This is a genomic window from Ensifer sp. Root142 (assembly GCF_001426785.1).
GTDB lineage: Bacteria > Pseudomonadota > Alphaproteobacteria > Rhizobiales > Rhizobiaceae > Ensifer > Ensifer canadensis.
In genome coordinates this window covers 112916-138982 of sequence record NZ_LMFK01000004.1, presented here as the reverse complement: position 1 = coordinate 138982, position 26067 = coordinate 112916, and the positions used below count along the sequence as shown (strand labels likewise).

The 26067-nt window shown below is 62.2% G+C and carries 22 protein-coding genes, 1 tRNA gene and 1 pseudogene; 10 read left to right on the top strand and 14 right to left on the bottom strand.

Annotated elements, in window-relative coordinates:
* Positions 1-120: 120 nt before the first annotated feature.
* Genes ASD52_RS08020 through ASD52_RS08010 form a run of 3 tightly spaced genes read left to right on the top strand, consistent with a single transcriptional unit; the run spans position 121 to position 3913 of the window.
* Complete coding sequence (locus ASD52_RS08020; protein ID WP_057205936.1) at positions 121-945, top strand: N-formylglutamate amidohydrolase; 825 nt, start codon at positions 121-123, stop codon at positions 943-945.
* On the top strand, positions 942-2858 hold the full coding sequence (locus ASD52_RS08015) for a flavohemoglobin expression-modulating QEGLA motif protein (RefSeq protein ID WP_082571755.1): 1917 nt from the start codon (positions 942-944) through the stop codon (positions 2856-2858). Before ASD52_RS08020 ends, ASD52_RS08015 begins: the two co-directional genes overlap by 4 nt.
* An 8-nt stretch (positions 2859-2866) precedes the next feature.
* Positions 2867-3913 (top strand): glutathione synthase, encoded by a 1047-nt coding sequence (locus ASD52_RS08010; RefSeq protein WP_025429726.1) that lies wholly within the window; start codon positions 2867-2869, stop codon positions 3911-3913.
* 161 nt (positions 3914-4074) lie between these two features.
* Here ASD52_RS08010 and ASD52_RS08005 read toward each other — a convergent pair whose 3' ends face one another.
* Together ASD52_RS08005 and ASD52_RS08000 are read right to left on the bottom strand one after the other, a co-directional pair.
* Positions 4075-5391: a hemolysin family protein gene (locus tag ASD52_RS08005; RefSeq protein WP_057223827.1), complete on the bottom strand. Its 1317-nt coding sequence runs from the start codon at positions 5389-5391 to the stop codon at positions 4075-4077.
* A gap of 161 nt (positions 5392-5552) precedes the next feature.
* On the bottom strand, positions 5553-6035 hold the full coding sequence (locus ASD52_RS08000) for a hypothetical protein (RefSeq protein ID WP_225968553.1): 483 nt from the start codon (positions 6033-6035) through the stop codon (positions 5553-5555).
* A 375-nt stretch (positions 6036-6410) separates the two neighbouring features.
* On the opposite strand from ASD52_RS08000, the gene selD reads away from it, so the two are divergent.
* Together selD and ASD52_RS07990 are read left to right on the top strand one after the other, a co-directional pair.
* Positions 6411-7460 carry a selenide, water dikinase SelD gene (gene selD, locus ASD52_RS07995; protein WP_057205926.1) on the top strand — a complete coding sequence of 350 codons (1050 nt, stop codon included), beginning with the start codon at positions 6411-6413 and terminating at the stop codon, positions 7458-7460.
* Between the two features lie 68 nt (positions 7461-7528).
* Positions 7529-7861: a hypothetical protein gene (locus ASD52_RS07990; RefSeq protein ID WP_025429722.1), complete on the top strand. Its 333-nt coding sequence runs from the start codon at positions 7529-7531 to the stop codon at positions 7859-7861.
* A gap of 80 nt (positions 7862-7941) precedes the next feature.
* Here the strand turns inward: ASD52_RS07990 and ASD52_RS07985 are convergent, their stop codons facing one another.
* From ASD52_RS07985 to fdnG, 9 genes and pseudogenes are all read right to left on the bottom strand, one after another.
* The gene (locus tag ASD52_RS07985) at positions 7942-8325 is read right to left on the bottom strand and encodes a hypothetical protein (RefSeq protein ID WP_057223826.1); all 384 of its coding nucleotides are present in this window, start codon (positions 8323-8325) and stop codon (positions 7942-7944) included.
* Positions 8326-8339: 14 nt separating this feature from the next.
* A tRNA-Sec gene (locus ASD52_RS38215) sits at positions 8340-8435 on the bottom strand.
* A gap of 114 nt (positions 8436-8549) precedes the next feature.
* Positions 8550-10373: pseudogene (gene selB, locus ASD52_RS07980) on the bottom strand (selenocysteine-specific translation elongation factor); the annotation flags it as partial.
* Entirely contained in the window at positions 10370-11155 is a 786-nt protein-coding gene (locus ASD52_RS07975) for a tetratricopeptide repeat protein (RefSeq protein ID WP_057205920.1), read from the bottom strand. The pseudogene selB and the gene ASD52_RS07975, both read right to left, overlap by 4 nt.
* Positions 11142-12542, bottom strand: coding sequence for an L-seryl-tRNA(Sec) selenium transferase (selA, locus tag ASD52_RS07970; protein WP_057223821.1), 1401 nt, complete (start codon positions 12540-12542; stop codon positions 11142-11144). The genes ASD52_RS07975 and selA overlap by 14 nt, the downstream gene beginning before the upstream one ends.
* A gap of 4 nt (positions 12543-12546) precedes the next feature.
* On the bottom strand, positions 12547-13467 hold the full coding sequence (fdhE, locus tag ASD52_RS07965) for a formate dehydrogenase accessory protein FdhE (protein ID WP_057223820.1): 921 nt from the start codon (positions 13465-13467) through the stop codon (positions 12547-12549).
* A 38-nt stretch (positions 13468-13505) separates the two neighbouring features.
* Positions 13506-14192, bottom strand: a complete 687-nt coding sequence (locus tag ASD52_RS07960; protein WP_057223818.1) for a formate dehydrogenase subunit gamma — start codon at positions 14190-14192, stop codon at positions 13506-13508.
* On the bottom strand, positions 14192-15115 hold the full coding sequence (fdxH, locus tag ASD52_RS07955; protein WP_200954016.1) for a formate dehydrogenase subunit beta: 924 nt from the start codon (positions 15113-15115) through the stop codon (positions 14192-14194). The genes ASD52_RS07960 and fdxH overlap by 1 nt, the downstream gene beginning before the upstream one ends.
* 44 nt (positions 15116-15159) lie before the next feature.
* Positions 15160-18255, bottom strand: a complete 3096-nt coding sequence (gene fdnG / locus ASD52_RS07950; protein WP_144239205.1) for a formate dehydrogenase-N subunit alpha — start codon at positions 18253-18255, stop codon at positions 15160-15162.
* A gap of 186 nt (positions 18256-18441) precedes the next feature.
* Between fdnG and ASD52_RS07940 the strand changes: the two genes are divergently transcribed.
* Together ASD52_RS07940 and ASD52_RS07935 are read left to right on the top strand one after the other, a co-directional pair.
* Entirely contained in the window at positions 18442-18687 is a 246-nt protein-coding gene (locus tag ASD52_RS07940; protein WP_025429712.1) for a type II toxin-antitoxin system CcdA family antitoxin, read from the top strand.
* Positions 18687-18983: a CcdB family protein gene (locus tag ASD52_RS07935; RefSeq protein WP_025429711.1), complete on the top strand. Its 297-nt coding sequence runs from the start codon at positions 18687-18689 to the stop codon at positions 18981-18983. The genes ASD52_RS07940 and ASD52_RS07935 overlap by 1 nt, the downstream gene beginning before the upstream one ends.
* Positions 18984-19068: 85 nt before the next feature.
* Here the strand turns inward: ASD52_RS07935 and ASD52_RS07930 are convergent, their stop codons facing one another.
* The gene (locus ASD52_RS07930) at positions 19069-20007 is read right to left on the bottom strand and encodes an AraC family transcriptional regulator (RefSeq protein WP_025429710.1); all 939 of its coding nucleotides are present in this window, start codon (positions 20005-20007) and stop codon (positions 19069-19071) included.
* A gap of 110 nt (positions 20008-20117) precedes the next feature.
* Here ASD52_RS07930 and ASD52_RS07925 point away from each other — a divergent pair, with 110 nt between their 5' ends.
* On the top strand, positions 20118-21317 hold the full coding sequence (locus tag ASD52_RS07925) for an MFS transporter (RefSeq protein WP_057223814.1): 1200 nt from the start codon (positions 20118-20120) through the stop codon (positions 21315-21317).
* A gap of 90 nt (positions 21318-21407) precedes the next feature.
* Here the strand turns inward: ASD52_RS07925 and ASD52_RS07920 are convergent, their stop codons facing one another.
* Positions 21408-22028 carry an isochorismatase family protein gene (locus ASD52_RS07920; RefSeq protein WP_199197053.1) on the bottom strand — a complete coding sequence of 207 codons (621 nt, stop codon included), beginning with the start codon at positions 22026-22028 and terminating at the stop codon, positions 21408-21410.
* A gap of 126 nt (positions 22029-22154) precedes the next feature.
* Here ASD52_RS07920 and ASD52_RS07915 point away from each other — a divergent pair, with 126 nt between their 5' ends.
* Entirely contained in the window at positions 22155-23183 is a 1029-nt protein-coding gene (locus ASD52_RS07915) for a helix-turn-helix domain-containing protein (RefSeq protein ID WP_082571753.1), read from the top strand.
* A gap of 78 nt (positions 23184-23261) precedes the next feature.
* Here the strand turns inward: ASD52_RS07915 and ASD52_RS07910 are convergent, their stop codons facing one another.
* Positions 23262-24539, bottom strand: coding sequence for a DUF2254 domain-containing protein (locus tag ASD52_RS07910; protein WP_025429707.1), 1278 nt, complete (start codon positions 24537-24539; stop codon positions 23262-23264).
* Between the two features lie 483 nt (positions 24540-25022).
* On the opposite strand from ASD52_RS07910, the gene ASD52_RS07905 reads away from it, so the two are divergent.
* Positions 25023-26045 carry an LLM class flavin-dependent oxidoreductase gene (locus ASD52_RS07905; protein WP_057223811.1) on the top strand — a complete coding sequence of 341 codons (1023 nt, stop codon included), beginning with the start codon at positions 25023-25025 and terminating at the stop codon, positions 26043-26045.
* The last annotated feature ends 22 nt before the right edge of the window (positions 26046-26067 follow it).

Sequence of the window (26067 nt, the reverse complement as noted above, 5' to 3'; positions counted from 1 at the left end):
GGCATGCTCCCTGCACCTCTCGTCCCGATGCGAATTGCGCAGCGTTTGGAACCGAACCGTTCTCTCGCGAATTGTAGCCAGACCACAGGTCCATCGACGAGGGAGGAACGGGACCCGAATATGCTTGATCGAACAGGTGATAAACGACAGGACTTCGATGAAGACAGCTGGTGGACCGTGCATCGCGGCGACAGTCCCGTCGTCGCTACGGCGATACACGACGGGCACGGCCTGCGCGCCGATCTGCGGTCGCTGATAGCCCTTGCCGATGAAGAGCGCCTGCGGGAAGAGGATCCCTACACCGCCTTTATCATTCAGGACTTGGTGAACCGGGTGATCGTGCATCGCTCGCGCTTCGAGGTCGATCTCAACCGTGCCCGCGACGGCGCGGTATATGTCGACCCCTTACAGGCCTGGGGGCTTACAGTCTGGCGAGACGCGCTTCCTCATGAACTTCACGAGGGCTCACTCGTCTTGCATGACGAATATTATCGCATGCTGCGATCGATGCTGCTGTCGATCGAGCGGCGGCATGGCAGCTTCGTCGTTCTGGATGTGCACAGCTACAATCATCGGCGCGGTGGGTCGACCGCCACACCCTCTGATCCCGAAGGTGCGCCCGAGATCAACATCGGCACCCATTCGATGAACCGCGACCGTTGGGCCGATGTGCTCGCGACACTGCTCGACACCTTTCACCGCTTCGAATTTCAGGGCAGGCGTTTCGACGTTCGCGAGAATGTCGCGTTTCAGGGGCGCGGCGAACAAACGCGTTTCATCCATGAGTACTTTCCGCAGACGGGCTGCGCGATCGCCATCGAGTTCAAGAAATTCTTCATGGACGAATGGACCGGCGAGCCGGATTTCGAGGTGCTGGAGGCATTGCGCGCGCTAGTGGCATCGACTGTGCCTGATCTCGTCAAGGCGCTGGATGCGCGCCGATGAAGAGCGCAGCGACGCCAAGGGATCACAGCGCCCGGGATCATCAGGAAGCCGGGCACCGGGCACCAGATGATGTGTGGCTCGGCGAGGTGATCGCCTGCCTTGAGGCCGGCAAAGCGGTGCGGCGCGAATTTGCCGAGGGCGGGCGCCTGCACATCGACCGACCGCTGCCCTTTCTCTGCGTGTTTATCGCCGAGGCGAAGCAAGCCGTCGTGGCACGCGAGATCACCCAGTCCAACGCCTCCTACCTGATGGCACCCGACGCCGCGGCGGCTGCCGCTGTCATCGAGGCAGTCGGAAGCGCGCTTCGACAGCGTCTCGGCGCTTTCTTCGTGCTCGAATATGGCGAACTCGAACGGGACGAGGCGCCCGCCAAGGACGCGCCCTATCTGCCGCCTTTCACGATCGAAGTCACCGCTGGCGAGGACCCGGCTGCTGAGGCCGCCGCGAAAGCCTTCCTCGGCTCCGTCAGCACGATCGAAGGCAAATTTCGCACCGCCCACATGGACCTGCTGTCGCCACCGCCGCAAGACGCCAACGGCAAAGCGCTGACGGCGTTCCCCCACATCAGTGTGCGATTTGCGCCGATCTATCGCGAGCCGGGCACGCGACGGATCTACCCGGAACTAAGAGAACGCCTGATTGCCAACATCTTCGATGCCGGTCTCAAGGCGCTGGCGGCAGCGACCCAATGCGCGACGGACACGCGCGTTTCGACGCACCGGGCCTTCGGCCGTAAAACCTTCGTCGAGACGGTGGCCCGCACCGACCGCGCCATAGACGAGATTGCCTCAAGTTTCGATTTCCTCCTGGCGGTAACGCCGATCAACGCCGATGCGGCCTGGGCGGAGTTTGTTTCGAGCCGATACGAAGTCGGCCCGCGGCTGCTCTATCGGCCGCTGACACTTGAAGTCGAGGCCGCAAAGAAGAAGCTTTTTTCGATCAGCTTCGAGCATCTCGAGGACCCGTTGCTCTACGCGCTCTATCGCCAGAAACAACAGGAGCTCGACCTGCAGCTTTCGATGATCTCGGCCCGCGAGAGCCGCACATTCGTCGAATTCGGCCGGGCGCTCTATGGTCCGGTGGAGGCTAAACTCCTCGACGTCGCCACCGATATCCTGGTGCAGACACAAAAGCGGACCGGCAAGCCCGGACAAAAACCGGCGGCTGACAATGTGGATTGCGACTACGTTCGCAACCGGGCGCAAACGATGGTTTCGGCCTATAAGCGGCAATATGCCGATTTCACCGCCTCGGTGGAGCTGCGCGACGACATTCCCGCCGGATTGCTGGTGTCGAGGAGCCAGCTGTTGATTTCGCGCAGCACGGCCATGAGCCGGCACCGCGTCGAGGCCCTGCTCAATCACGAAATCGGCGTGCACCTGCTGACCTATTTCAACGGCTCGGCGCAGGGGCTGCGGCTCTTCCGCTCGGGCCTCGCAGGCTACGAGGGCATGCAGGAAGGGCTTGCCGTGTTTGCCGAATATTTGAGCGGCGGCATGACGCTGGGGCGCCTGCGGCTGATTGCGGCGCGCGTGATTGCCTGCGCGGCGATGTTGAACGGTGCGCTTTTCCCGGAGACCTATCGGCTGCTCGTCGATCAGCATTGGTTTCAGCCTGATGACGCCTTCAACATCGTCCTGCGGATCTATCGCGGAGGCGGGTTGGCGAAGGACGCGATCTATCTGCGCGGGCTTCTTCAGCTGCTTGCCCATCTGGCCGCAGGCGGCAGTCTTGAACCCTTCTGGATGGGCAAGATCGCCGCCTCACATTTCGCAGCCATGCAAGAGTTGAGCTTGCGCGGCTTGCTGGGTGCGCCGGCGGTGCGCCCTATATTTCTGGATGACGCCCATGCACGTGCCCGGCTGGACCGGGCGCGTGGGGGAATAACCCCGCTCGACATGGTCGCAGAGTAGGAGATCCGATGCGCATAGCCTTCTTCGTCAACTCGATAGACTCCGAGACAGCGTCCTACACGACGACGGCGCTGGCGCTTGCCGCCCTCTCCCGCGGGCATGAAATCTGCTACGTCACCCCGGCGGATTTCATCCTGCGGCCCGACGACAAGCTGATGATCCGGGCGCGCAGCCTCAACGGTACGAAGCCGAAAAAGCCGGAAACGTTCATTTCGGCTTTGAAAGCCGACGATGCGAAGATGAGCGTCGTCGACATCAGCGAGATCGATGTGCTGTTTCTGCGCAACGACCCGTCCGAAGATGCGGAAGGCCGGCCGTGGGCCGCCAATGTCGGCGCCAACTTCGGGCGCCTCGCCTCGGAGCGCGGCGCGATCGTCGTCAACGATCCCTCCGGTCTGTCGCTTGCGCAGAACAAGCTTTACTTTCAGGATTTCCCCCGGGCCGTGCGCCCGACGACGCTGATTTCGAAGAACATCGAAGAGATCCGCGCGTTCATCGACGATCATCGCGACGGCGTCATCCTCAAGCCCTTGCAGGGCTCAGGCGGCAGGAATGTCTTCAAGATAAAGTCGAGCGAGGAAGCCAACCTCAACCAGATCTTCGAGGCCGTCAGCGAGATCGGCTATCTCATTGCCCAGAGCTACCTGCCAGAAGCCACGGCAGGCGATATCCGGCTTTTCCTGATGAACGGCCGCCCGCTCGTTCGCGACGACGTCTATGCCGCTTTTCGACGGGTTCCGGCCAAGGGCGAGGTGCGGTCCAACATCCACGCGAGCGGCACCGCCCAGGCGGCAACCATTACCCCGGCCATACTGGCGATTGCTGAAAAGCTGAGGCCCAAACTGATCGACGACGGCATGTTCCTGGTGGGCCTGGATATCGTCGGCGACAAGATCCTGGAGATCAATGTCTTCACACCCGGTGGTCTGCAATCCATTCGGGCCCTGCATGCGATCGATTTCGCCGAAGAGATCGTGATTGCCCTGGAAAACAAGGTAGCCATTCGCGAGGCCTATGGCGGCGCCCTGTCCAACCGCGCGTTGGCGACGCTCTGACATGGCCTTCACATCGCCTGGCCGACCAGGAGACGAGTTCCGCAGCAGCGGGACCTACAGCGCCGCGCGTCTTATTAGACGCGCAAAGGTCGCTGTAGCACTTTGAATTGCTGCATGTTTTTATCCCTAAATCGAAGGATTTAGGGAAACATGCAGTGGTATCACTCCTGGCGCGACGCCAAGAGCTTGTCGATGCGCATGCCGTCCATGTCGATGATTTCGAAGCGCCAGTCCTGGAAGTCGAAGGTTTCGCCGACATGCGGAAGATGGCCGAGGATCTGCAGTGCAAAGCCGGCAATGGTGTGAAAATCGCCCTCCGGCCGGTCATGAATGCCGAGCCGCTCAAAAGCGTCGTGCGCCGACATCAGCCCTTCAATCAGCAGCGAACCATCCGCGCGGGTGACGATGTCAGGATCGCTCGCCTCCGTATCCGGCAGGTCGCCTGCAATCGCCTCCAACAGGTCGGTCTGGGTGATGATGCCTTCGAGGCTGCCATATTCGTCGACGATGATCGCCAGACGGACGGGCGCGGTCTTGAAGGTTTCGAGGACACGGAAGACGCGCGCCGATTCGTGCAGCACCAGCGGCTCTCGCATCGCCTTCATCGGATCGAGCGTCTGGCCGTCGAGCAATTGATCGAGCAGATCCTTCTTCAGCACCATGCCCAAGGGATAGTCGATGCCGCCTCGGCCGATGAGCAACTGCTCATGGTGACAATCCCTGACGGTGCGCAGGATTTCCTCCCGCGTGTCGTCTGCATCGATCCAGTCGATTTCCATGCGCGGGGTCATGAAATCGGAAATCCGGCGGTCGCCGATGTTGAAGATCCGTTCGACCAGTTCCTGCTGGGCAACATCGAGGAGACCGGCCTCCTGGCTTTGGGCGACAAGCAGCTTCAGTTCGGTGGGCGAATGCATCGACGCCTCGCCGGTGCCGGGCCGCAGACCGACCAGTCGAAGCACGAGATTGCCGAGGCCGTTGAGAGCCAGAATCGCCGGACGCAACAGAAACAGGAAAAATCCGAGCGGACGCACGACCGCAAGGGCCGTTCCCTCGCTGCGCTGCAGCGCCAGGCTCTTCGGCGCCAGTTCTCCGAGCACGATATGAAGCGCGGTGATGATGATGAACGAAATCGCGACCGCGATCGCATGCGAACCGAACGAGGCCCATGCCATCGGCAGGCCGCTCAACAGCGGCTGGATCAGATGCGCCAGAGCGGGCTCGCCCACCCAGCCGAGCGCCAGCGACGATATGGTAATGCCGAGCTGAGTGGCGGCCAGGTTGGCGTCGAGATTGTCGACGGCATGCTGGAGCGCACTGGCGTTCATTCGCCCCTGTGCCACCAATTCGGTCACGCGGCTGCGGCGGACGGAAACCAGCGAGAATTCGGCCGCAACAAAAAAGCCGTTGGCGGCAACGAGCAGAAATACGGCCAGTATCCCGAGATAGTCGAACATACTGCCATCCGAGCCGGACATGGTCTCCCTTCGGGCGCGTCGCGCCTCGCATTGTTGAAAATGCGATCAGCCTAACATGCTCTTGCCGTACACGTCAGACGGGACGCAGGCGATCTTTGTGACTTCGCCCGCATCCCGGAATGCGCCCGGACGGCCCTGTCGGCCGGGCGTATCGCTTCGTCCTAGTTGCCGCCTTCAAGATTCTTGAGCGCCTCCAGATCCGCATGCGAAACGAACTCGCAGGCGAGCAAGGTCTTGCCGGGAATGGCTTCGCTTTCGCGGGCAACGATCGACACGATGCCCATCTCCGCTGTCGGCTGTTCGGCATCGGGCAGAACCCGTGCATAGCCCTTGGTGGACGTGCCGAGAATGCTGCTTTTTTCGCGCTCCAGCTGGTAGCGGGCCGCCAATTCGTCCGCACGCGCGCCTTCGATCAGCACGCCGACGGAGCTGCCGGCGAAGATAACCTCATTCGTCTTAAAGCCATCGCGCCCGATGTCGGACGGCAGCTTGTAGACATAGGCCGTCAGCAGCGACGTATCGGGTTTCACCAGCTTCTCGGCGGCGTCATAGAACTCGGTTGCCGATTGCATCGTGTAGGGCGGGTTGCAGAGGGCGCCGTCATAAAAGGCCGCGACATCTTCGGATGCAAAGGCTGCGGGCACGCCTGAAACGGCGAGGACGGCAAGGGCAGGCAGAAAAACTCTTGAAAACAAAATCATGACTCCAATTGCCCGCGAGGTTACTTCCCCGCTCGGCTGACGGCTGATCGACAGTTGTACACATGGCGCAACACCGAAAGGGATACAACAACTTGTCATGGCAGATCACGACAATCCCGCACGCAGCAGGCGTCGATTCGGCGGGTCAAACCGTCGCAGCGACCGGGGACGCGGTCACCCTGCCGCTCCGGACGGCCATATCTCGCAGAAGCATCGAAGCGGCCTTGCTCCCGCACGACATCGTCCTAACTTGCCAACTATCGGTTGCCGGCGAGACCACGCGGTCGAACGGGCAAAATCTTTTACGCGGGAGCACACATGACATCTCTTGAACCCCGTCTGACTGAGCTTGCCCATGGCGGAGGATGCGGCTGCAAGCTTGCGCCCTCGGTTCTGCAGCGGCTTCTCGCCAATCAGCCGGCCATGCAGCCCTTCTCCCAGCTTCTCGTCGGCAACGAGATGGCGGACGACGCGGCGGTCTGGCAGGTCGACGACCACACCTGCATCATCGCCACCACCGATTTTTTCATGCCTGTGGTCGATGACCCGCATGATTTCGGGCGCATCGCCGCAACGAACGCGATCTCCGACATCTACGCCATGGGCGGCAAGCCGATCCTGGCGCTTGCGATCCTTGGGATGCCGATCAACAAGCTTTCCCCCGAGACGATCGGCAAGATCCTCGAAGGCGGCGCCTCGATCTGCGCGCAGGCCGGCATCCCTGTGGCAGGCGGGCATTCGATCGATTCGGTCGAACCCATCTACGGCCTTGCCGTCATCGGCATCTGTCGCCCGGAACAGGTGCGGCGCAATAGCGGCGCGAAGCCGGGGGATGCCTTGATCCTCACCAAGGGCCTTGGCGTCGGCATCTATTCCTCCGCCTTCAAGAAGAAGGCGCTGCCGCGGGCTTGTTATGAGGAGATGATCGCCTCGACGACCCTTCTCAACCGGATCGGGTCCGAGCTTGCCGCCGATCCGCATGTGCATGCGCTGACGGATGTCACCGGCTTCGGTATTCTCGGTCATGGGCTCGAAATGGCCCGCGCGTCCGGCTTGACCGTGTCGCTCTCCCTCGCGAACATTCCGTTCCTGTCGCAGGCCGAAACGCTTTCCCGAGAAGGCTTCATCACCGGCGCGTCGGAGCGCAACTGGGCGAGTTATAGCAGCGAGATCAAATTGCCCGATGGTATGGCGGACTGGCAGCGTCTTTTGCTCGCCGACCCGCAAACATCAGGCGGACTTCTGGTGGCCTGCGATGCCGCCAGCGCTGACAGTCTGGTCAAGACGATCCGGGACGCTGGCTACCCGCTCGCCAGCATCGTCGGCTACACGCAACCTGGCCCCGTGCAGGTGGAGGTTCGCGCCTGAGTGAAAAGGGGAGATGGAACAACCGGCCGCAGCATCCCGTTGGTAGAGCAACGCTGAAGGAGAATGCCATGCGCGATCCCCGATTTGCCCTTGCCACCGCTCTCTTCCTCGCCTGTCTGGGCATGACTGTCCCTGCACATTCGCAGGAGAACGATGCCAACACCGGATGCGATGCGACCGCCGGGAAGGCGGACCCGGCGACGGAGCCCGACCGTTTGAGCGCGGATGGTACAGCACCCGGCAACGCCGGCTCGACCGGCTGGACCGGCGGAACAGGCGGCGCCCTTATCGGTACAAATCCGCAAGGCGCGTCCGAGGACTCCCCGACATGGCAACCACCGACCGCGCGTGGCCTCGATCTCGCAATGACGCCCGAGGATATCAAGAAAAACGGTTGCTAGCCTGCGCATGATTGCACTCAGCCTTCAGCACAAAGGCCGTGAACCGCTATTGCCGAACGGGACAAGACCGAGACTGGAGATCAATGGGGCTTGATCTCCTCAATCGACAGCCGCAATCCGTCGACATTGAAGAACTCGCCCTCGCGGATCAGTGAGCGGTCCTCGTTGAGATTGCGAACCAGAGAGGCAAGCCGTCCCCTGGCGACATGGTCTTCGACAAGACCCTCCGGGCCGGCGCGGTAAAACACGACGCCGGACCACTTGACGCCGGCGCCGGCGAAAAGAGCGTCCATATCCTGCCATCGGGTGTCGTCGCCGACGACGTGAAGATAGGCCGAGCGCAGGAGGTCTAAACGGGTCTCGCCGATCGCCAGCAGGACGAAGAGCATGGTGAAAGCGCCAGCCTCGCCATAGGTGGAAACGATCCAGTCATCGAAGTCGGTGCTGCAGGGCGCATAAGCCATCAGCGATCTCCCGATGGCGGAAGAGAATGGGAGTCGAACCCACCCAAGACAGCCTCGCTGCCCCACCCGGATTTGAAGTCCGGACGCCCCACCGGGGACGAATCTCTTCCTTGCTTCGCCTCGGGCGTGGCTCCGTCATAAAGGTCGAGCCTGTGGGGATTGACGCGCCGGATGTCGCCGCGCCGAAGCGTCACTCCCTGGCGATCGAAGAACTCCAGGATCTCGATCGCCACCTTTCTACCGCTGTTCACGCGATCCCGAAAGAGACCGGCGGCAAATTCGCCCCGTTCGGCCTTGCCCGCGATATCCCTTATGATTTCAACCATTTCTGCGGTGGTGGAACGGATGAAGAAATGATCGTGCCGGATCTCATCGACACGTCCGAGCCTCGCCCATAGTTTGAGCACGCGCCGGATCTCCCGCTCGTCGACGCCGAGCACGTCTGCAAGGTCGCGCACGCGCGGCGGGCGAAAGCGCTCCTCTCCTTCGAGATGCGGCAAGATTTTGCCAAGTAACGCCTCCTCGCTCTCGCTTAAACGAACCTCATGGCCCGGCAGGCGAACGAAGGCGCCCTCGAGTACGAGGCGTCCGGCGGCCTGTTCCTGCCTGAGCAGGAAGAGAACGGCAGGCATCGGCAATCGCGGCGTCACCTGCAGGCGCAGGCGCTCTCGGCCGATGCCTTGCAGATCCGGATTTTCGACATGGAAATCGGCGAGAATTCGTCCGACGTCCTTCGACAGGTCGTCCAACAGCGACACAGACAAGGCATGGCGCACATGCCCGGCCTCGATCACGATGGCGTGGGATAACTCGACGGCCTCGCGTAGCTCCTCCTCCGATACGGCCCTATTGCGCGCGAAGGCATCGAGATCGACGATATAGGGCGGCGCTTCCAGATGCGCGGCAAGGGCCGGGCCCGTTTCCGCAACGCCTGCCGCATCGAGATAGGCTATCCGCTCGGGTGTCCGGCGCTTGCGCAATGGCGCACGCAGATCGAGAAGCCGCCCGCCTCCGATGGTGCGCCGGGCGGAAACGTCGCGCAGGATGTAGCGATCACCGACCGCGGCGGCGATCGGCCGATCGAGAACAAGCTGGACCTTCGCCCGCTCGCCGGGACCTACAGGGTTTTCAAGCGGCACAATACGGACCCCGACTTCAGCACTGCCATGATGCAGGCGCGCGGAAAACCACTCGCTGATCGGCTTCGGCTCACCCTTGAGCACAAACAGGCCCGCATCGATGCGTGTGGTCGGCGCATGCAGATAGGGATCGAGCACCATGTCGCCGCGGCCGACCTTGTCCTTGGAGATGCCGTCTCCCACCAGATTGAGCGCGCAGCGTTGACCCGCGACCCCGCGTTCCGACCGCTGGTCCTGGGCATGGATCGAGCGCACGCGCGCCCCTTGTCCGGATGGCGAAATCATTACGTTGTCGCCGACCGCAACCGAACCGGAAAGGACCGTTCCCGTCACCACCGTTCCGGCGCCCGAGAGAATGAAGCTGCGATCGACCGAAAACCGAAACCGGCCCGCCGCATTTGCTTTCACGGTTGCCCTTTCGGCCTCGGCCAGGCGGTCTCTGAGATCGGCGATACCGAGGCCCGTGGCGGCGGACACGGGAAGGATTTCGGCGGTGCGAAGGCCCGTTGCCGAAAGCATATTGCCGATCTCGACACTGAGCCCCAGCAACCGCTCCGCATCGGCAAGATCGGCCTTGGTGATCGCGACCAATCCCCTTTCGATGCCGAGCAGATCGAGAATGGCCAGGTGTTCGAGCGTCTGCGGCTTGATGCCGTCATCCGCCGCAACGACGAGGAGGGCGAAGTCGATGCCGCCGGCACCGGCGAGCATCGTATGGATGAAACGCTCATGGCCCGGCACATCGACAAAGCCGGTGACCGCTTCGGCAAATTTCGCATAGGCAAAGCCGAGATCGATGGTGATGCCGCGTGCCTTCTCCTCCTTGAGGCGATCGGTATCGACGCCGGTCAAGGCTTTCACCAGACTGGTCTTGCCGTGGTCGATATGACCGGCGGTTCCGACGATCATGGTCGCGCCTCCGCCGGGGGCTCAAGCGCGCGCCTCTCGGCGATGCCGATCTCGCCGGGCGACAAGCTCTGGCGCACCGGGCCGATGAAAGGTTGCGCCAGGGCACTGCCCCCATTGGTCGCGCGGATCAGCCAGACGAGTGCCGCGACGCCGTCGCGGGCCGTGCCGGCGCCCATGTGACAGGCGGCGCCAAGCATCGCCTGCGCGTCGGCATCGCCGGCCATGGCGCCGCGGCGCCACCAATCGACGGCCCTCTCCGGATCGCGATCGACACCCGAAGCGTTGTGATAGAGCATGCCGAGCCGGGTCATCGACGAAGCAATGCCCGCTTCAGCGGCACGTTCCGCCCAGTGGCGCGCCTCGACCGGATCGGACGGCATGATTTCGCCTTCTAAAAGCATCCAGCTCAGCATGTCCTGTGCCGGCGCATCGCCCTTCTCGGCGGCGCGGCGATAGTAGTCGGCGGCAATACTATAATCGCCATCCGCGTCCTGCATGTGGAAGGCTGCATAGTTGCGCTCGCCGACGGGATCGCCCGCTTCGGCCGCCAGCCGCAGCCATTTGCCCGCCAGGGCCCGATCCTGCGGCACGCCGAGCCCCTCGGCAAAACAGGCGCCGATATTGTTCTGTGCCCGCGCGACGCCGGATTGCGCCAGGGGCTCCCATAGGCGCAGGGCGGTCTCATAGTCGCCGTTCCGGGCGGCAGTCAGGGCTTGTGTCATCTCATCGGCGTCCGACGCCGCCTCGGGCATACGCCCTGTCAAACGGTCAAGCCAGTGCATGTCCGACGCCCTCGGAGAGGCTTTTCAGGAACTCGCTCTCGTCGGAAAGACAGCGAAGATCGAGGATGAGCGCCCCGTCCTGCAGACGCCCCAATATCGGGCGCGAAAGCGAACGGAAAAGCGCCGCGAGCGCTTCGAGCGCGCTGCCGCTTGCAGCCTCGATCCGGAGGCCGGCGCTTTGGATCGTGTCGACCGGCAGCGCGCCCGAACCGATCTGGCTCGAACAGTGGCAGATTTCCACCCGATGTCCGCTCGGGGCAAGAAGTCTCGCCACCTCGGGCGCGAGCCGTTCCGCCTGCGCGCGGATCTCGTGTTGCGGACGCGCCAGCATGCGAAGGGTGGGCAGCCGCGCTGCGAGCCGATCCGGGTCGCGGTATAGCTTCAACGTCGCGGCCGTCGCCGCGATGCGGATCTTGTCGACCCGCAAGGCCCGCTTCAACGGATTGCGGTTGATCGCGGCGATCAGATCGCGGCGGCCGACGATAAAGCCGGCCTGCGGGCCGCCCAGCAGTTTGTCGCCCGAAAATGTAACGAGATCTGCACCTTCGGCCACGGCTTCGCGAACGGTCGGCTCCTTGCCAAGGCCATAGCGCCGGAGATCGACGAGCGTCCCGGAGCCGAGATCGTTCAGAAGAACCAGACCGGCTTCGTGCGCGATCGCAGCAAGTTCGGCGCCGGAGACCTCGGCCGTGAACCCCTCGATCCGGTAATTCGACGTGTGCACCTTGAGGATGAGCGCCGTTTCGGGGCCAATCGCCCGACGATAATCCCCGGCATGAGTGCGGTTCGTGGTGCCGACCTCGATGAGCGCCACACCTGCACGTTCCATGATATCGGGCATGCGGAACGCACCGCCGATCTCGATCAGTTCGCCACGGGAGACGATCGCCTGCCGTCCGCCACCAACCGTGCCCAGCGCGATCAGCACGGCGGCGGCATTGTTGTTGACGACCGTCGCGTCCTCGGCGCCCGTCAGCTCGCAAAGCAAATCGCGCAGGTGGCTGTCGCGCTCGCCGCGCCGGCCGGTGTCGAGATCGAACTCCAGTGCCGCCGCCTCTCGCATCGCATCGACGGCGGCGACAATCGCCTCCTCGGCCAGGAGGGCACGACCGAGATTGGTGTGCAGCACGGTGCCGGTGAGATTGAAGAGCGGGCGCAGATTGGAGCGATCCCGATAGTCGAGCCGGCTCACAAGCGAGGCAATGACGCCGTCCGCATCGGGGATCAAGCCGCCACTGCGAACCGTCTCGCGGATTTCGCCGAGCACGAGGCGCAGCTCTTCGGTCACGACGACACGACCATGCCGCTCGACAAGCGGCGCGACGGCCGGCGCCTTCAACATCTGGTCGACGGACGGCAGGGTGCGGAGTTCGGCAAGCCCGCCCATTCCGTCAATACCCCACCAGGAATGGATTGAAGCCGGCGCGTTTGTATCCGGTATCCTTCATCAGCGCGTCGAGGCCGAGACTGCCGACATCGTCGGCCACGGCATCGAGCGCCGGGTTCCTGTTCTGGTACATGATCTTCGTCCAGCTATGGCAGCTGTCGCAAACCTCTGCCTTGACCGTGGCCTCCTCGTCCCCGGTTTCGACGGCACGGTATCCGATACCCTTCGTCGAGCCGCAGGAGAGACATTTTACCCGGACCTCGTTCCATTTGGTCGAGCAGCAGGCACACATGGCATAGCGGGTTCCCTCAGCGCCGTGGAAACCGACCACGAGCGAAGCGACGGGCTTGCCGCCGCAGGCCGGACAGACGCCGGTGCTGACCGGCACGAGGCGACCAGGATCGAGCCCCGCGACCAGGCGTGCCGCATGGATCTGCACGGCCGCCGCAACGAAAAGATGGTGCGCAAGGCTATCGAGCGGCAGATTGTCCGCAGCGATATTGTCAATCATCCACGCCAGCGTCTCGTCGTCGGCGGCAATGATCTGGGCAAGCGCTTCGGCCGCGGCCTTTGGCATTTCCAGTTGCTCCACCCGCGCAAGGAACTGTCGGACCGTGTCCCGGCACTCGGCGGAAGCGCCCATGGCCGAGCGATCGATTGGCGGCATCGCATTGTCGCGCGCCCGCTCGCGCTGTTCTGCGGAAATCGGCTCCAGCGGCGGCAGGCTGGAAAGGAGGTCACTCTGGATTACTGCTGTGCCTGCAAGGAAGTGTAAGTAGGGAGCAAGGCGGCTGCTTTCCGCCAGCACCTCGAAACGCTGGGCGCGATCCCTGAAAAGGCGCGTCAGATTGGACATCAAGACGAAGGGAGCCTTGGGAATTCCACCGATCATCGCGGGATCGGGCTGCACGGACGATATCGACATTGCACCTCGCGGGCCGACCGGCCACCGCTGTTATGTCGTTATTCTGCAGGATCAATCCGGCCCCGTCCAGCAAGTTCCTTCAGCCACTTGCGATGGTGCCGCCAGGCCCAGCCGCCGGTGACCGAACCCCGCGTCATCGCCCGCAGCGTACCGCGGGTCCAGATCGCGGCATAGGCATGCAGGATGAAGATGAGAATGATCAGCACCGCGGAAACGGAATGGGTCAGCATGGCAATGCGCCTCACGTCGATGGGGGTGGCCTCGCCGAAATACTGGTCCCAGATGATGATACCGCTGACGATCAGCACGATAATGAAGAACGCCATGCCCCAGAAGATGAACTTCTGTCCGGCATTGTACTTACCGATTTCGGGCAGCCGCTCCTCATGGCCTTTGACCACGTCGCCGATCTGCGACACCCACTGCGCGTCGGTGCGGTTCGGCAGGTTGGCTCGCCAAAGCTGCGCGAAGAAAATGAAGAAGCTCAGGAACAGAACCACCCCGATCCAGGGATGCAGCATGCGCGTGTTCTGGCCACCGCCGAACAGATCCGTCAGGAAGAACAGCGACGGATGGAACATCGAGAGGCCGGAAAGCAGAAGCAGGATCAGGCAGGAAGCGGTGATCCAATGGTTGAGGCGCTTGCCGGGTCCATAACGACCGACGGTCACCGGCGGGCCTCGATGGATCGCGTCTTCGGACTGGACATCGTTGGGCCTGGCCATCAGGCACCCTCCCTGAGATCCTCGGCTTCCTCGACGAGCTTCTCGGCGCTGACCTCATCTTCAGGCGCAACCTGGTTCGCCTTGCCGAAAAGGCCGTGCAGGATCGCGCCCGCAGCCGCCAGCCCCATCGCCGCAAGGCCGGTATATTTGGTCACGCCCTTCCAGGCCTCGATGACGGCGGAAATCTTCGGGTCATCAGGCAGGTCGGCGTAGATATGCGGCTTGTCGTTGTGATGCAGGACATACATGACATGGGTCCCACCGACGCCGGGCGGATCGTAGAGGCCGGCATTGGCGTATCCGCGCGATTTGAGATCGGCGATACGTTCGTCGGCATGCTTCTTCATGTCGTCCTTGGTGCCGAACACGATCGCCTGTGTCGGGCAAGCCTTGGCACAGGCGGGGCCCTGCCCCATTGCGACGCGATCGGAACAGAGCGTGCATTTGTAGGCGCGATGATCGGCCTTTGAAATGCGCGGAATGTTGAACGGGCAGCCCTTCACGCAGTAGCCGCAGCCGATGCAGTTTTCATGGATGAAGTCGACGATGCCGTTGGAATATTGCACGATCGCGCCGGGTGAAGGACATGCCTTGAGACAGCCCGGATCGGCGCAATGCATGCAGCCGTCCTTGCGGATCAGCCACTCCAGATTGTCCGTTTCGGGGTTCACCCATTCGGTAAACCGCATCAGCGTGAACATGTTCTCGGTGAGATCGTGCGGGTTCGTATAGACCCCGACATTCTCCTCGATATCCGGATACGTGTCGTTCCACTCGATGCAGGCCGATTGGCAGGCCTTGCAGCCGATGCATTTGGAAACGTCGATCAGCTTGGCGACCGGTGTTAGCTGCCGCTCCGGCGGCGGCAGCTCGCTCGTGGCGGAGCGGCGAACGAGATCGCGCTGCGTGAGGTTGCTCTCCATCGGCTGGACCGGCGGATTGCTGACGGCTGTGCGCGGGCTATCCATCACACTGTGGCCTCCTTGTCCTTTGGCGGCGTCGAAGGCTCGATATTGACGAGGAAAGCCTTGGACTCAGGCGTCTCGATGTTGGCGTCGCCGACGAAGGGAACCAGAGAATTGGGGCCGAAACCCTTTTTCGCAGAGCCGGTGAAGCCCCAATGCAAGGGGATGCCGACCACATGGACCGGCTTGCCGTCGCAGATGAGCGGCCGGATGCGCTTGGTCACCACCGCCTTGGCCTTGACCTCGCCGCGCTTCGACCAGACCCTGACCCAGCCACCATTGGTTATGCCCTTTTCCTGCGCCAGCTCCTCGGAAATTTCCACGAAGAACTCCGGCTGCAGCGCCGAGTTGACGCGGTTGTGCTTGGTCCAGAAGTGGAAATGCTCGGTGAGCCGGTAGGAGGTGGCGGCGTAGGGGAACTCGTCTGAAAGCCCCAGCTGCTCGGCATCGTCCTTGAAGATGCGGCTGACCGGATTGCCGCGCATCTTCGGATTGAAGACGTTGGCAACGGGCGATTCGAACGGCTCCATATGCGCGGGGAACGGGCCGTCGCGCATCAGTCCGCGGGTGAACAGACGCGCGGTGCCTTCCTGGTTCATGATGAAGGGACCGACATCTCCAGGCTTGGCCGTGGGCGCAATGTCGGGAATGTCATAGCCGGTCCACTTGGCGCCGTCCCATTCCAACAGCTTGCGGCTCGGATCCCAGGGCTTGCCCTCTAGGTCCGCCGAGGCGCGGTTGTAGAGGGTGCGGCGGTTGAGCGGCCAGGCGAAGGTCCAGCCGAGATAGGTGCCGGTGTCGTCGGGATCCTGATTGTCCCGCCGAGCCATGTTGTTGCCCTGCTCGTTGAAGCAGCCGGAATAGATCCAGCAGCCGGACATGGTCGAGCCGTCGTCGCGCAACTGCGAGAAGTTCACCACCTGCTTTCCGGCCGGCACGAGAACCTTGGTCGGGTCGGAAGTGTCCATGACATCGCTCAATGCTCGACCGTTGATTTCCCGGGCGAGTTCTTCTGCCGTCGGTTCGTTCTCGTCGGCATACTCCCACGATAGGTTGAGGATCGGGTCGGGGAAGGCGCCACCTTCCGCCCGGTAGAGTTCGCGCATTCTGAGGAAGATCTGGGCGATGATGTAGGTATCGTGCTTGGCTTCGCCCGGCGGCGTACCGCCGGCCCAGTGCCACTGCAGCCAGCGGCCGGAGTTCGTCAGCGAACCCTCCTCCTCCGCAAAGCAGGTTGTCGGCAGCTGGATGACTTCGGTCTGGATGGAGGCGGTGTCGACCGGATTGAAATCGCCGTGGTTTTCCCAGAACCGCGCCGTCTCGGTTTCCAGCGGATCCATGGTGACAAGCCACTTCAGGTTCGAAAGAGCCTTGGTGTTCTTGGCACGATTGGGGAAGGCCAGCAGCGGGTTGAAGCCCTGACAGAGATAGCCGTTGACCTTGCCGGCATGCATCAGCTCGAACACGCGCAGCACATCGTAGGATGGCACGTCGAGCTTGGCGAGGTAGTTGAAGGCCCAGTCGTTGTCGGCCCGCGCGGCATCGCCCCACATGGCTTTCTGGAACGAGACCATGAACTTGCGGTAGTTCTGCCAGTAGCTTGTCTGCCCCGGCCGAAGTGGCTTGAACTGCCGGGTCGACATGTAGGTCTCGAAATCCTCGTCCTTCTCGGTCGGCGCCGTCAGGTAGCCGGTGAGCAGGTGCGACATCAGGCCGAGATCGGTCAGGCCCTGGATGTTGGAGTGGCCGCGAAGGGCGTTCATGCCACCGCCGCGTACGCCGATATTGCCGAGGATCAGCTGCAGCATTGCCATGGCGCGGATGTTCTGCGAGCCGTGCGAATGCTGGGTCCAGCCCAGGGCATACATTGACGTCATCGTCTTTGTCGGCGTCGAACATTCCGAGATCATCTCGGCGACCTTGAGGAATTTCTCCTTCGGCGTTCCGCAGATGCGCTCGACCATTTCGGGCGTATAGGGCGCCAGATGCTCCTTAAGCAGGTTCCAGACACAGCGGGGGTTCTGCAGCGTCGGATCGGTGACGACGAAGCCATCGTCGCCGAGCACATAGTCCCAGGTCGAACGGTCGTAGTCGCGCTTCTCGGCATCATAGCCGGTGAAGAGACCGTCCTTATAGGCGAAGCCGTCCTTGACCAGATAGGCTGCGTTGGTGAAGGCCTTGGTGTATTCCCACTGCACCTTGTCGTTGTCGATGCAATACTTCATGACGCCGTTTAGGAACGCGATGTCGGTTCCCTGGCGGATCGGCGCGTAATAGTCCGAGACCGAGGCGGTGCGGGTATAGCGCGGATCGACGACGATCAGCTTTGCACCGCGATGGGCCTTGGCTTCCGTCACCCATTTGAAGCCGCAGGGGTGGGCTTCCGCCGCATTGCCGCCCATGACGACGACGAGGTCGGTGTTCTTGATGTCGGTCCAGGAGTTGGTCATTGCTCCACGGCCAAATGTTGGGGCGAGACTCGCCACCGTAGGGCCGTGTCAGACGCGTGCCTGATTATCGAAACCGACTATTCCCAGGCTCTTGGCGAATTTGAAGGTCGCCCAGGCCGTTTCATTGGTTGTTGCAGACGCCGCCAGCATGCCGACGGTCGTCCAGCGATTGACCGGAAGGCCCTTGGCGTTGGCCGCAATCAGGTTCGCATCGCGATCGTCCTTCATCAGGCGGGCAATGCGATCGAGAGCATCGTCCCAGGAGATCCGTTCGAAAGTATCGGAACTGGGCTTGCGCAGCATCGGATATTGAAGGCGGGTCGGCGACTTGACGAAGTCCTTGAGTGCCGCCCCCTTGGGACAGAGCGTCCCGCGGTTGGTGGGGTGATCGGCATCGCCCTCGATATGCACAATGTCCGCCGTCTCGCCTTTTCGAGGGTCACCCTTCGAATAGATGATGACGCCGCAGGCAACGGAACAATACGGACAGGTGTTGCGGGTTTCGGTCGTGGTCTTCAGCTTGAAAGCACGCACATGCGCGATTTCCGCCGCTTCGGATTCGCCGAAGCCAAGTGCTCCGACGGAAGTTGCCACGACACCCGCTCCGGCCAGCTTCAGGAAGCTGCGCCGCGAGAGGTCTATGTTCATAGATGGCCTCCCTTTCCCGATACTTCGTACCTTGAAGTCTATTGCTAAGTGCTTGCAAGTCAAGGTGCGTTGGTTGCCCGCCACCCACTCTCCTGACGATCGGCAATGCCATCGCCTCTTGTCTGGCCGGGTATTTGCATGCGCAGAAAGATGCGCATATATTGATCGCTCAAAAGGAGAACAATCATGGCCGAGCATGCTCGATCTGCCTCTGCAAAGCGCGCAGCCAATTTGACGATTGACGCCGATCTTCTTGCAGAAGCACGGCATTTCGACATCAATATTTCTCGCGCTGCCGAGGCAGGGATCGCCAGGGCGGTGTCCGATGCCAAGGCTGCCCGTTGGAAGAAAGAAAATAGCGAGGCTTTGCAGAGCTCGAACGCCTTCGTCGATGCAAATGGCCTGCCGCTGGCGCAGTTCCGTCAATTCTAATGGCGCGTTATGACGTCTATGCCAATCCGGGCGGCGGTCTGGTGCTTGATGTGCAGGCCGATGTGCTGGACGAGTTGAAGACCCGTGTCGTCGTCCCGCTATTGCCAATGGAAGCGGCTCCTAAACCGGCCAAGCGCCTCAATCCCGTGTTTGAAATATCCGGCGTTCGCTACACCTTGGTCACTCAGTTCCTGGCCGCAATACCCGTATCGGCACTTGCAGAACCTGTTTCCAATCTATCGGAGCGGCACGACGAGATCGTCGCCGCTCTCGATATGGTTTTTCACGGCTTTTAGCGAACGGGTGACAGCAAGCGTCGTCACGCTCCAAGCCGCTCTCAACCAGCCTCCCTGTGCGATCGCGATCTGAACCGCAGCCGGCTCAGGAAACCAGTTGTCCCCTGGCCACGCTCTTGTTTCGGTAATGGCTCGGTGGTGCCCCGATGATCTTGCGGAAGGCGCGGCTGAACGAGGCCTCCGAATCGTAGCCGAGACGGCCTGCGACAAGGGCCACCCGCTGTCCTTCCTGTAGCCATTGATGCGCCTGGTGCATCCGCATGCGCGCAACATAACGGGCCGGCGTCTCGCCCATGGTGTCGACAAACCGCTGGGCAAAGCCCGACCGTGACGCACCCATGAGCTTTGCCAGTTCGGGCACGCTCCAATCCCGCGCAGGTTCAAGGTGGATCGCGGCAAGGACGCGCCCGAGCTCCGGATTGCGGACGGCCGCCAGCCAGCCGGTCGCCGTGCCGCAGCCATGCTCCACCCAGGTTCGAATGAGCGTTGCAGTCAGCACATCGGCAAGCCGCGAGAGAATGCCGCCCGAGCCGACGCGCTGCATTTCTGCTTCGCGCATCATGGCCTCAAGGAGTGCCGGTATCGAAGGTTCGCTCGCAGCAAGGTCGCTCGTGCGCATGACGGCGGGCATCAACTGCAGGAGAGGATGCAGACGATCGACATTGAACTGCATCACCGCAAAGAAGATGAGGTTCTTGCTGTCCGTCGACGGGCATTGCACATCGATGATGCCGTCACAAAGCTGTCGCCTCGGCAGGTCGGCTATCGAAACGGCAGGAATGCCCGGCTTGCTGGCAAGCACATGCGCGTCACCCCTCGGCAACAGCACCGCGTCGCCCTGGGCAAGATCCATCCATTCACCATCCGGTGTCTGAAGATGGGCCGAGCCCGCAGCCAGAAAATGGAATCGCGCGGGCTCCTGTGCCGGATAGGCCGTCGCCCAGGGCGCACAGGGTTGGCAACGCCCGTATTCGACGCCGTCGAGCCTCAGCCCGCGCAAAATCTCGGTCAATGCATCGCTCATAAGGCGCTCCGCAAGTTTGGACAAACGGCATAGTCTTTTGGATTTTCTAGCATAGAAACTCCTGACGGTCATGCCTACTTTCGCCACTAACAATCGCGGAGATGAAAATCATGGATGGCGTCGTGACGAAATCAGGTGCCCCGACGGACGAGCGGAACAAAGCCCGATGGGGCGCTGTCGTTTCCCTTTCGCTTGGGGTCTTCGGCCTGGTAACGGCAGAGTTTCTACCGGCAAGCCTGCTGACGCCGATGTCGGCGGATCTCGGGGTCAGCGTTGGAGCTGCCGGGCAGTCGGTGACCACCACTGCTGTCGTTGCGGCGGTCGCCGGCCCGGCGATCGTCGTCTACACAGGCCGGTTCGACCGGCGCACGGTGCTTCTGGCTTTGACGGGCCTGCTGGTCGTCTCGAGCCTTATGGCGGGCTTTGCGCCGAACCTTCCGTTCCTGCTTGCGGCCCGCGTGTTGCTTGGTATCGCGCTCGGCGGCTTCTGGGCGATGTCGCTGGCGCTCGCCATGCGGCTCGTGCCCGCCAGGCTGATGCCCCGCGCCATGGCGATCGTGATGTCAGGCGTCTCGATCGCGACTGTCTGCGCCGCCCCCGTCGGCGCCTGGATCGGCGCCACGCTCGGATGGCGCTATGCTTTCCTGCTGGCAGCCGTAGTCGGGGTGGTTACCTTTATCGTCCAGGCACTGACCGTCCCGTCGCTGCCGCCGATCGGAACCACCGGCCTTGGCACGATCGTGAGGGTTCTCAGGCGCCCGGCGATCCGGCTGGGTCTTGCCACGATCCTGCTGGTCGTCACCGGCCATTTTGCCGGCTTCACCTATATTCGCCCCTATCTTGAGCAGGTGCCGCGTTTCGACGTCGAAATGATCACCGCGATCCTGCTCGCATTCGGTATCGGCGGTTTCTTCGGCAATATCGCCGGCGGCTTCCTGGCGGAGCGCAACACGCGCCTGTCGATGACGCTGGCTGCCGCGGGCATCGCTGCCACCGCGCTCCTGCTTGCGGTCGCCGGCGTGCTGCCGGGCATTGCAGCCGCAGCGACGGCCGCCTGGGGCTTCGCCTTCGGTGCGCTCCCTGTCAGCGTCCAGTCCTTCATCAGTCGGGCCGCCGGCGACGAGGCGGAAGGCGCTGGTGCGGCGACGCTGACGTCATTCCAGATCGCCATCTCCACCGGAGCAATCCTCGGCGGCCTGATCGTCGAACTCCAGGGGCCTGCCGGCGTCTTCATGTTTGCGGCATTGGCCGCACTGCTGGGCGCCTCGCTCGTCGCCGTCTCCCGCAAGGTGGCGCTCCAGCCGGGCTGAGAGATGAAGGACTCATGGCCCTCCCGATCCTGGATTCCTGCGGGATCGGGAGAGCCATCATTAGGCCCCGTACTCAGCCGCGCTCAAGTCTCACTTGCGCGTCAGTGGCAGGGCCAGGAGCTGATCGGTCGTGACGATATCGCCGAAGGTGTCGTCGATCGAAGCCAGAGCTGCGCGGTGCAGCGCAACATGCGACACGGTCTCCCCATCTGCCGTATCGACGTCCCGCGTGGCGCAGGCGTCGTCGGCCACGATCACATTGTAGCCGAGGGGGACGGCATCGCGGGCAGCGCCGGCCACGCAGGCATGGGTCATCAGGCCGGCAATGATGAGCGTATCGACGCCAGCCTGTTTCAGCCTCTGGTCGATGTCGGTGGTTGGAAACACGCTCACCGACGATTTGCGCACCACCGAATGGTTGGCTGATGGCTGGATCTGGTCGTGGAACCGGGAGGTCGCACTGTCCTCGGCAAAGACCGGGCTTCCCGCCGGTGTCACGTGCTGGACATGATAGACTCTCATGCCGTCCTGATCAGCACGCTCGATGAGGCGCTTGGCGTTGGAGAGCGCCTTTGCGCCATCCGGGATCGGCATCCTGCCGCTGAAATATTCGTTCTGAAAGTCGATCACCAGCAGGGCGGTCTTGGCAGGATCGAGACTTTGCGGCGCTGTGGCTCCAGCCATGGTCCGGATGGTGGGGTGCTGCATCATGAAAGCGTCCTTTCGCATCGTTGTTGATGGCGGAAAAATCCTGCATGCGCCGGCTTCGCGAAAGTGGCCAGAATGACAATATGTGCTAGGTTCTGGCCAATTCATTAGATTGGGATCGCCACGCCGATGCACACCGTTGCCGTCATCGCCTTCGAACGCATCAGCGCCTTCCACCTGTCGGTGCCCTGCATCGTGTTCGGCGATGAGCTTTTGAAACTCGGAGCGCCCCGCTATCGCCTGTTGATCTGCGGCGAGAATACCGGGTCGGTTGCCACTGGCTCCGGCTTTCGCATTGAAGTGACGCATGATCTGAGCCACCTGGGGGAGGCCGACACCGTCATCGTGCCGGCCTGGCGGGATCCGGACGAGCGTCCTCCCGAAGCCTTGCTGCGGAGCGTCAGGGCCGCCCATGCACGCGGCGCGCGGCTGGTCGGGCTTTGCCTTGGTACATTCGTACTGGCGGAAGCGGGCGTGCTGGACGGGCGACCGGCATCCACCCATTGGGCCTGGGCGGAGGAGTTCCAACGAAGCTATCCGCGGGTCGCCCTGGATCAGGATGCGCTCTATATCGATGATGGTGACATCCTGACATCGGCCGGCACGGCCGCGGCCATCGACTGCTGTCTGCATATCGTACGTCGCGATCATGGGGCAGATATCGCCAACCGCGTCGCCCGGCGGCTGGTGGTGGCGCCGCACCGGCATGGCGGCCAGACCCAATATATCGAGAAGCCAATGCCTGCCGCCGCCGGCGAGGCGCAGCTCGGCGCGACGATCAATTGGGCAATCGAGCATCTGGACGAGCCATTGTCGCTCGAAAAGCTGGCGGCACGGGCCGGGATGAGCCTGCGCAGTTTTACCCGGCATTTCAGAAAGACGACCGGAACCACCTTTACGCAATGGCTCTTGAACCAGCGGCTGGCGACCGCGCAACGGTTGCTCGAAACCGGATCCTGCTCGATCGACCGGGTCGCAGAGATGGCCGGCTTCGGCTCAACGGTATCGCTGCGCCAGCACTTTACCCGCGCCTTCTCGATCTCGCCGGCAAGCTACCGCCGGCAGTTCAGGAAGAGACCGGATTTAGGGAAGCATTACGGTCACGGCTTTCCACTCCGCCATGGCCTTGAGGCGGTGAATATGGATGACCAGCGCTGAGTGATTGGAGCGTGGTGGATCCGTGCGCCTGCCATCAGGACGTCTCGGACACTGGCTATGCGGATGCGCGAATTTCAGTCATGCTTTAGGAGAGCCGCCCAGCCCTTGCGTATCGGCAATATGCGCGAGTGCTGCGTCTTCGGGGAGCAGGTAGACCTTGTCGATCGTCTGGTCGAGCAGGTTGCGCTCAATGGCCAACGCATCCTTCCGGCTTTCCGGCAGCACCGCTTCGAGATCGTCGATCATCGCGTGCAGCCGCCTTGCGATCTGCAGATTTTCCGCTCCATAGATCCGGATCTCTCGAAACGTAAGTTGCACGAAATCTTCCCAGTTCGGCGTCGGGAACACCACACGAAGGCGTCCCTGGGCATCGCGGACGTACTCGTTGCTCAGTTCGCGCCCACCAACGCTGCGTAGCAGTCGCTGCAACTGATCAATGGCAAGCACCGCTGTCGTCGGGTCGTTTATAGCCTTCGAAAGCGCCTTGCTGGCGATGTCGACAATAACCCTGAAGGCGAAGGTCGGATCCTGCTCGATGGTCCGCTCACGCCCGAAGACGACACTGTTGCGAAGGTCTTTGGCTGGTATTGCCTTGGCGCCGCCATAGAGGCGGAACAGTGGCTGCCCGGATGAGACAAAATCGCCGACGCGCGCAGCAAGTTCAATCACGCCGTCCGCTCGATGTGCTTGAATGGTCAAGGCCTTCACGTCGACTGCAAGAATGATGTCCGACGACCCGACATGCAAAACGATGTTTCCCGGCTTCTCGCACGGCTCGTCCGGTTGTGGTCGCTCGTCGGCATCCGACAGCGGGCCAGGATATACCGCCTCGATAACGGCAAAGCCCTGCTCGGCGACGCGATGAATGATGCTGACGGGACGTAATAGCCGGGCGGAATAATCGATGAAATAGAGGAAGGCGGCCAGCGACAGAACGCCAAGAATCCCCGAGATCCACATGATGGGAGACAGGGCCTGCGTACTGACGCGACTGATCGCCCCGATGGCAAAGAGAAGAGTAAAGATGAACAAGCCCACGGTGAAACGGATCACGTTATCGCGCAGCAGCGTGGTCGCGATAATCCGGGGCGTCAGCTGCCCGCTCGCAATCTGAATGGCGACGAGCAGGGAGCCGAACGTGAAGACGATGAACGAAAGCGCCAGGCTGATGATCGCCTGCATCGCTGCAATCGTACCCTCTGTCTCCAAGGGCCATATCGGCACCCATTCTGTCCACAGTTCGAATACAAGCACTGCGCGGAAGAAGGCTTGCTGCAGAACGAGCGCGAAGAAAGGCACGACCCACAGCGAGGACCGCATGTAGCTCTTGAGCGCATACAACTTGTTCCAGCGCATTTAGCCCCATCCCTCTCGTGTGGCCCTTCGAGCCGGAAACGGTCAAATCTGCCACAAGGGCACCGTACGCGACCAACTCCCGATACGAGACGATCGGCGCAAGCGACCTGGGGCCTAATATATACTATGCTGTCTCGTCGGGCCGCGAAAATCACAACTTCAGGTCACGGCTTCTCCCCCGAGCCGCCTCCGCAGCTTGAGCCTTTTTCATAGCCTGCCGAGGTTCTGTCACGTTGTTCGAAAAGGGACGGAATGGAGCATCGGGTCGTGATTTAGGTGGGCATTACGGTCACGGCTTTCCACTCTGCCATGGCCTTGCGGCGTTGGATATGGATGACGAGCGTTGAGTGTTTGGAGCTTGGTGCAACATGGTGGTTCATGAGCAGATCGGAAACACAGCGTTCGACCCTCCACTGCTGTCCCTCGAGCCTGTCCTATGCCATCTAGGAGAGTATCAACGACATATTCGCAGGCGGCACTATCGTGAAGAAAATCGGATTCCTTTCCTTCGGCCATTGGACCCCCTCCTCCCAGTCGCAAACCCGCTCGGCAGGCGATGCGCTTCTGCAGTCCATCGACCTTGCAGTTGCCGCCGAGGAGCTCGGCGCTGACGGCGCCTATTTCCGTGTTCATCACTTTGCCCGGCAGCTTGCCTCCCCCTTCCCGCTTCTGGCTGCCGTCGGCGCAAGGACGAAGCGCATCGAGATCGGCACGGCCGTCATCGATATGCGCTACGAGAACCCGCTTTACATGGCCGAAGACGCCGGTGCCGCCGACCTGATCTCCGGCTCACGCCTGCAGCTCGGTCTCAGCCGAGGATCGCCGGAACAGGTGATCGATGGCTGGCGATATTTCGGTTACCAGCCGCAGGACGGCGCGTCGGATGCGGATATGGGCCGCAGCCACGCCGAAGTGTTTCTCGAAGCACTGAAAGGCAACGGTTTCGCCCAACCCAACCCACGGCCGATGTTCCCGAACCCGCCAGGACTTTTGCGCCTCGAACCCCATTCCGAAGGGTTGCGCGACCGCATCTGGTGGGGTTCCAGTTCGAACGCCACCGCCGTCTGGGCGGCAAAGCTCGGCATGAACCTGCAGAGTTCGACCCTGAAGGACGATGAGACCGGCGAGCCGTTCCACGTCCAGCAGGCAGCACAGATCCGCGCCTACCGTGAGGCGTGGAAGGAAGCGGGCCACACCCGCACGCCGAGGGTTTCCGTCAGCCGCAGCATCTTCGCCATCGTCGATGATCGCGACCGCGCATATTTCGGCCGAAGCGGCAAGGAACAGGATACGATCGGCTTCATCGACGAGAACACAAGGGCAATCTTCGGCCGGTCTTATGCGGCCGAGCCTGATGTGCTCATCAAGCAGCTCGCCGGGGATGAGGCCGTCGCCGAAGCCGATACGCTGCTGCTGACGGTGCCGAACCAGCTCGGCGTCGACTACAATGCGCACGTCATCGAGGCGATCCTGAAGCACGTGACGCCCGCACTCGGCTGGCGTTGAGCGACAAGACGCGTTCGTTCGC

Bases quoted from the DNA above. Each gene is read 5' to 3' on its own strand.
- ASD52_RS07990 (WP_025429722.1), top strand. From the start codon at position 7,529: ATGCGCGATCCCCGATTTGCCCTTGCCACCGCTCTCTTCCTCGCCTGT.
- ASD52_RS08005 (WP_057223827.1), bottom strand. From the start codon at position 5,391: ATGTCCGGCTCGGATGGCAGTATGTTCGACTATCTCGGGATACTGGCC.
- selA (WP_057223821.1), bottom strand. From the start codon at position 12,542: ATGGGCGGGCTTGCCGAACTCCGCACCCTGCCGTCCGTCGACCAGATG.
- ASD52_RS08015 (WP_082571755.1), top strand. From the start codon at position 942: ATGAAGAGCGCAGCGACGCCAAGGGATCACAGCGCCCGGGATCATCAG.
- ASD52_RS07930 (WP_025429710.1), bottom strand. From the start codon at position 20,007: ATGAGCGATGCATTGACCGAGATTTTGCGCGGGCTGAGGCTCGACGGC.
- ASD52_RS07940 (WP_025429712.1), top strand. From the start codon at position 18,442: ATGGCCGAGCATGCTCGATCTGCCTCTGCAAAGCGCGCAGCCAATTTG.
- ASD52_RS07960 (WP_057223818.1), bottom strand. From the start codon at position 14,192: ATGGCCAGGCCCAACGATGTCCAGTCCGAAGACGCGATCCATCGAGGC.
- ASD52_RS07910 (WP_025429707.1), bottom strand. From the start codon at position 24,539: ATGCGCTGGAACAAGTTGTATGCGCTCAAGAGCTACATGCGGTCCTCG.
- ASD52_RS08010 (WP_025429726.1), top strand. From the start codon at position 2,867: ATGCGCATAGCCTTCTTCGTCAACTCGATAGACTCCGAGACAGCGTCC.
- ASD52_RS07920 (WP_199197053.1), bottom strand. From the start codon at position 22,028: ATGATGCAGCACCCCACCATCCGGACCATGGCTGGAGCCACAGCGCCG.
- ASD52_RS07935 (WP_025429711.1), top strand. From the start codon at position 18,687: ATGGCGCGTTATGACGTCTATGCCAATCCGGGCGGCGGTCTGGTGCTT.
- ASD52_RS07985 (WP_057223826.1), bottom strand. From the start codon at position 8,325: ATGGCTTATGCGCCCTGCAGCACCGACTTCGATGACTGGATCGTTTCC.
- ASD52_RS07915 (WP_082571753.1), top strand. From the start codon at position 22,155: ATGCACACCGTTGCCGTCATCGCCTTCGAACGCATCAGCGCCTTCCAC.
- ASD52_RS07925 (WP_057223814.1), top strand. From the start codon at position 20,118: ATGGATGGCGTCGTGACGAAATCAGGTGCCCCGACGGACGAGCGGAAC.
- ASD52_RS07975 (WP_057205920.1), bottom strand. From the start codon at position 11,155: ATGCACTGGCTTGACCGTTTGACAGGGCGTATGCCCGAGGCGGCGTCG.
- ASD52_RS08020 (WP_057205936.1), top strand. From the start codon at position 121: ATGCTTGATCGAACAGGTGATAAACGACAGGACTTCGATGAAGACAGC.
- fdhE (WP_057223820.1), bottom strand. From the start codon at position 13,467: ATGTCGATATCGTCCGTGCAGCCCGATCCCGCGATGATCGGTGGAATT.
- fdxH (WP_200954016.1), bottom strand. From the start codon at position 15,115: ATGGAGAGCAACCTCACGCAGCGCGATCTCGTTCGCCGCTCCGCCACG.
- selD (WP_057205926.1), top strand. From the start codon at position 6,411: ATGACATCTCTTGAACCCCGTCTGACTGAGCTTGCCCATGGCGGAGGA.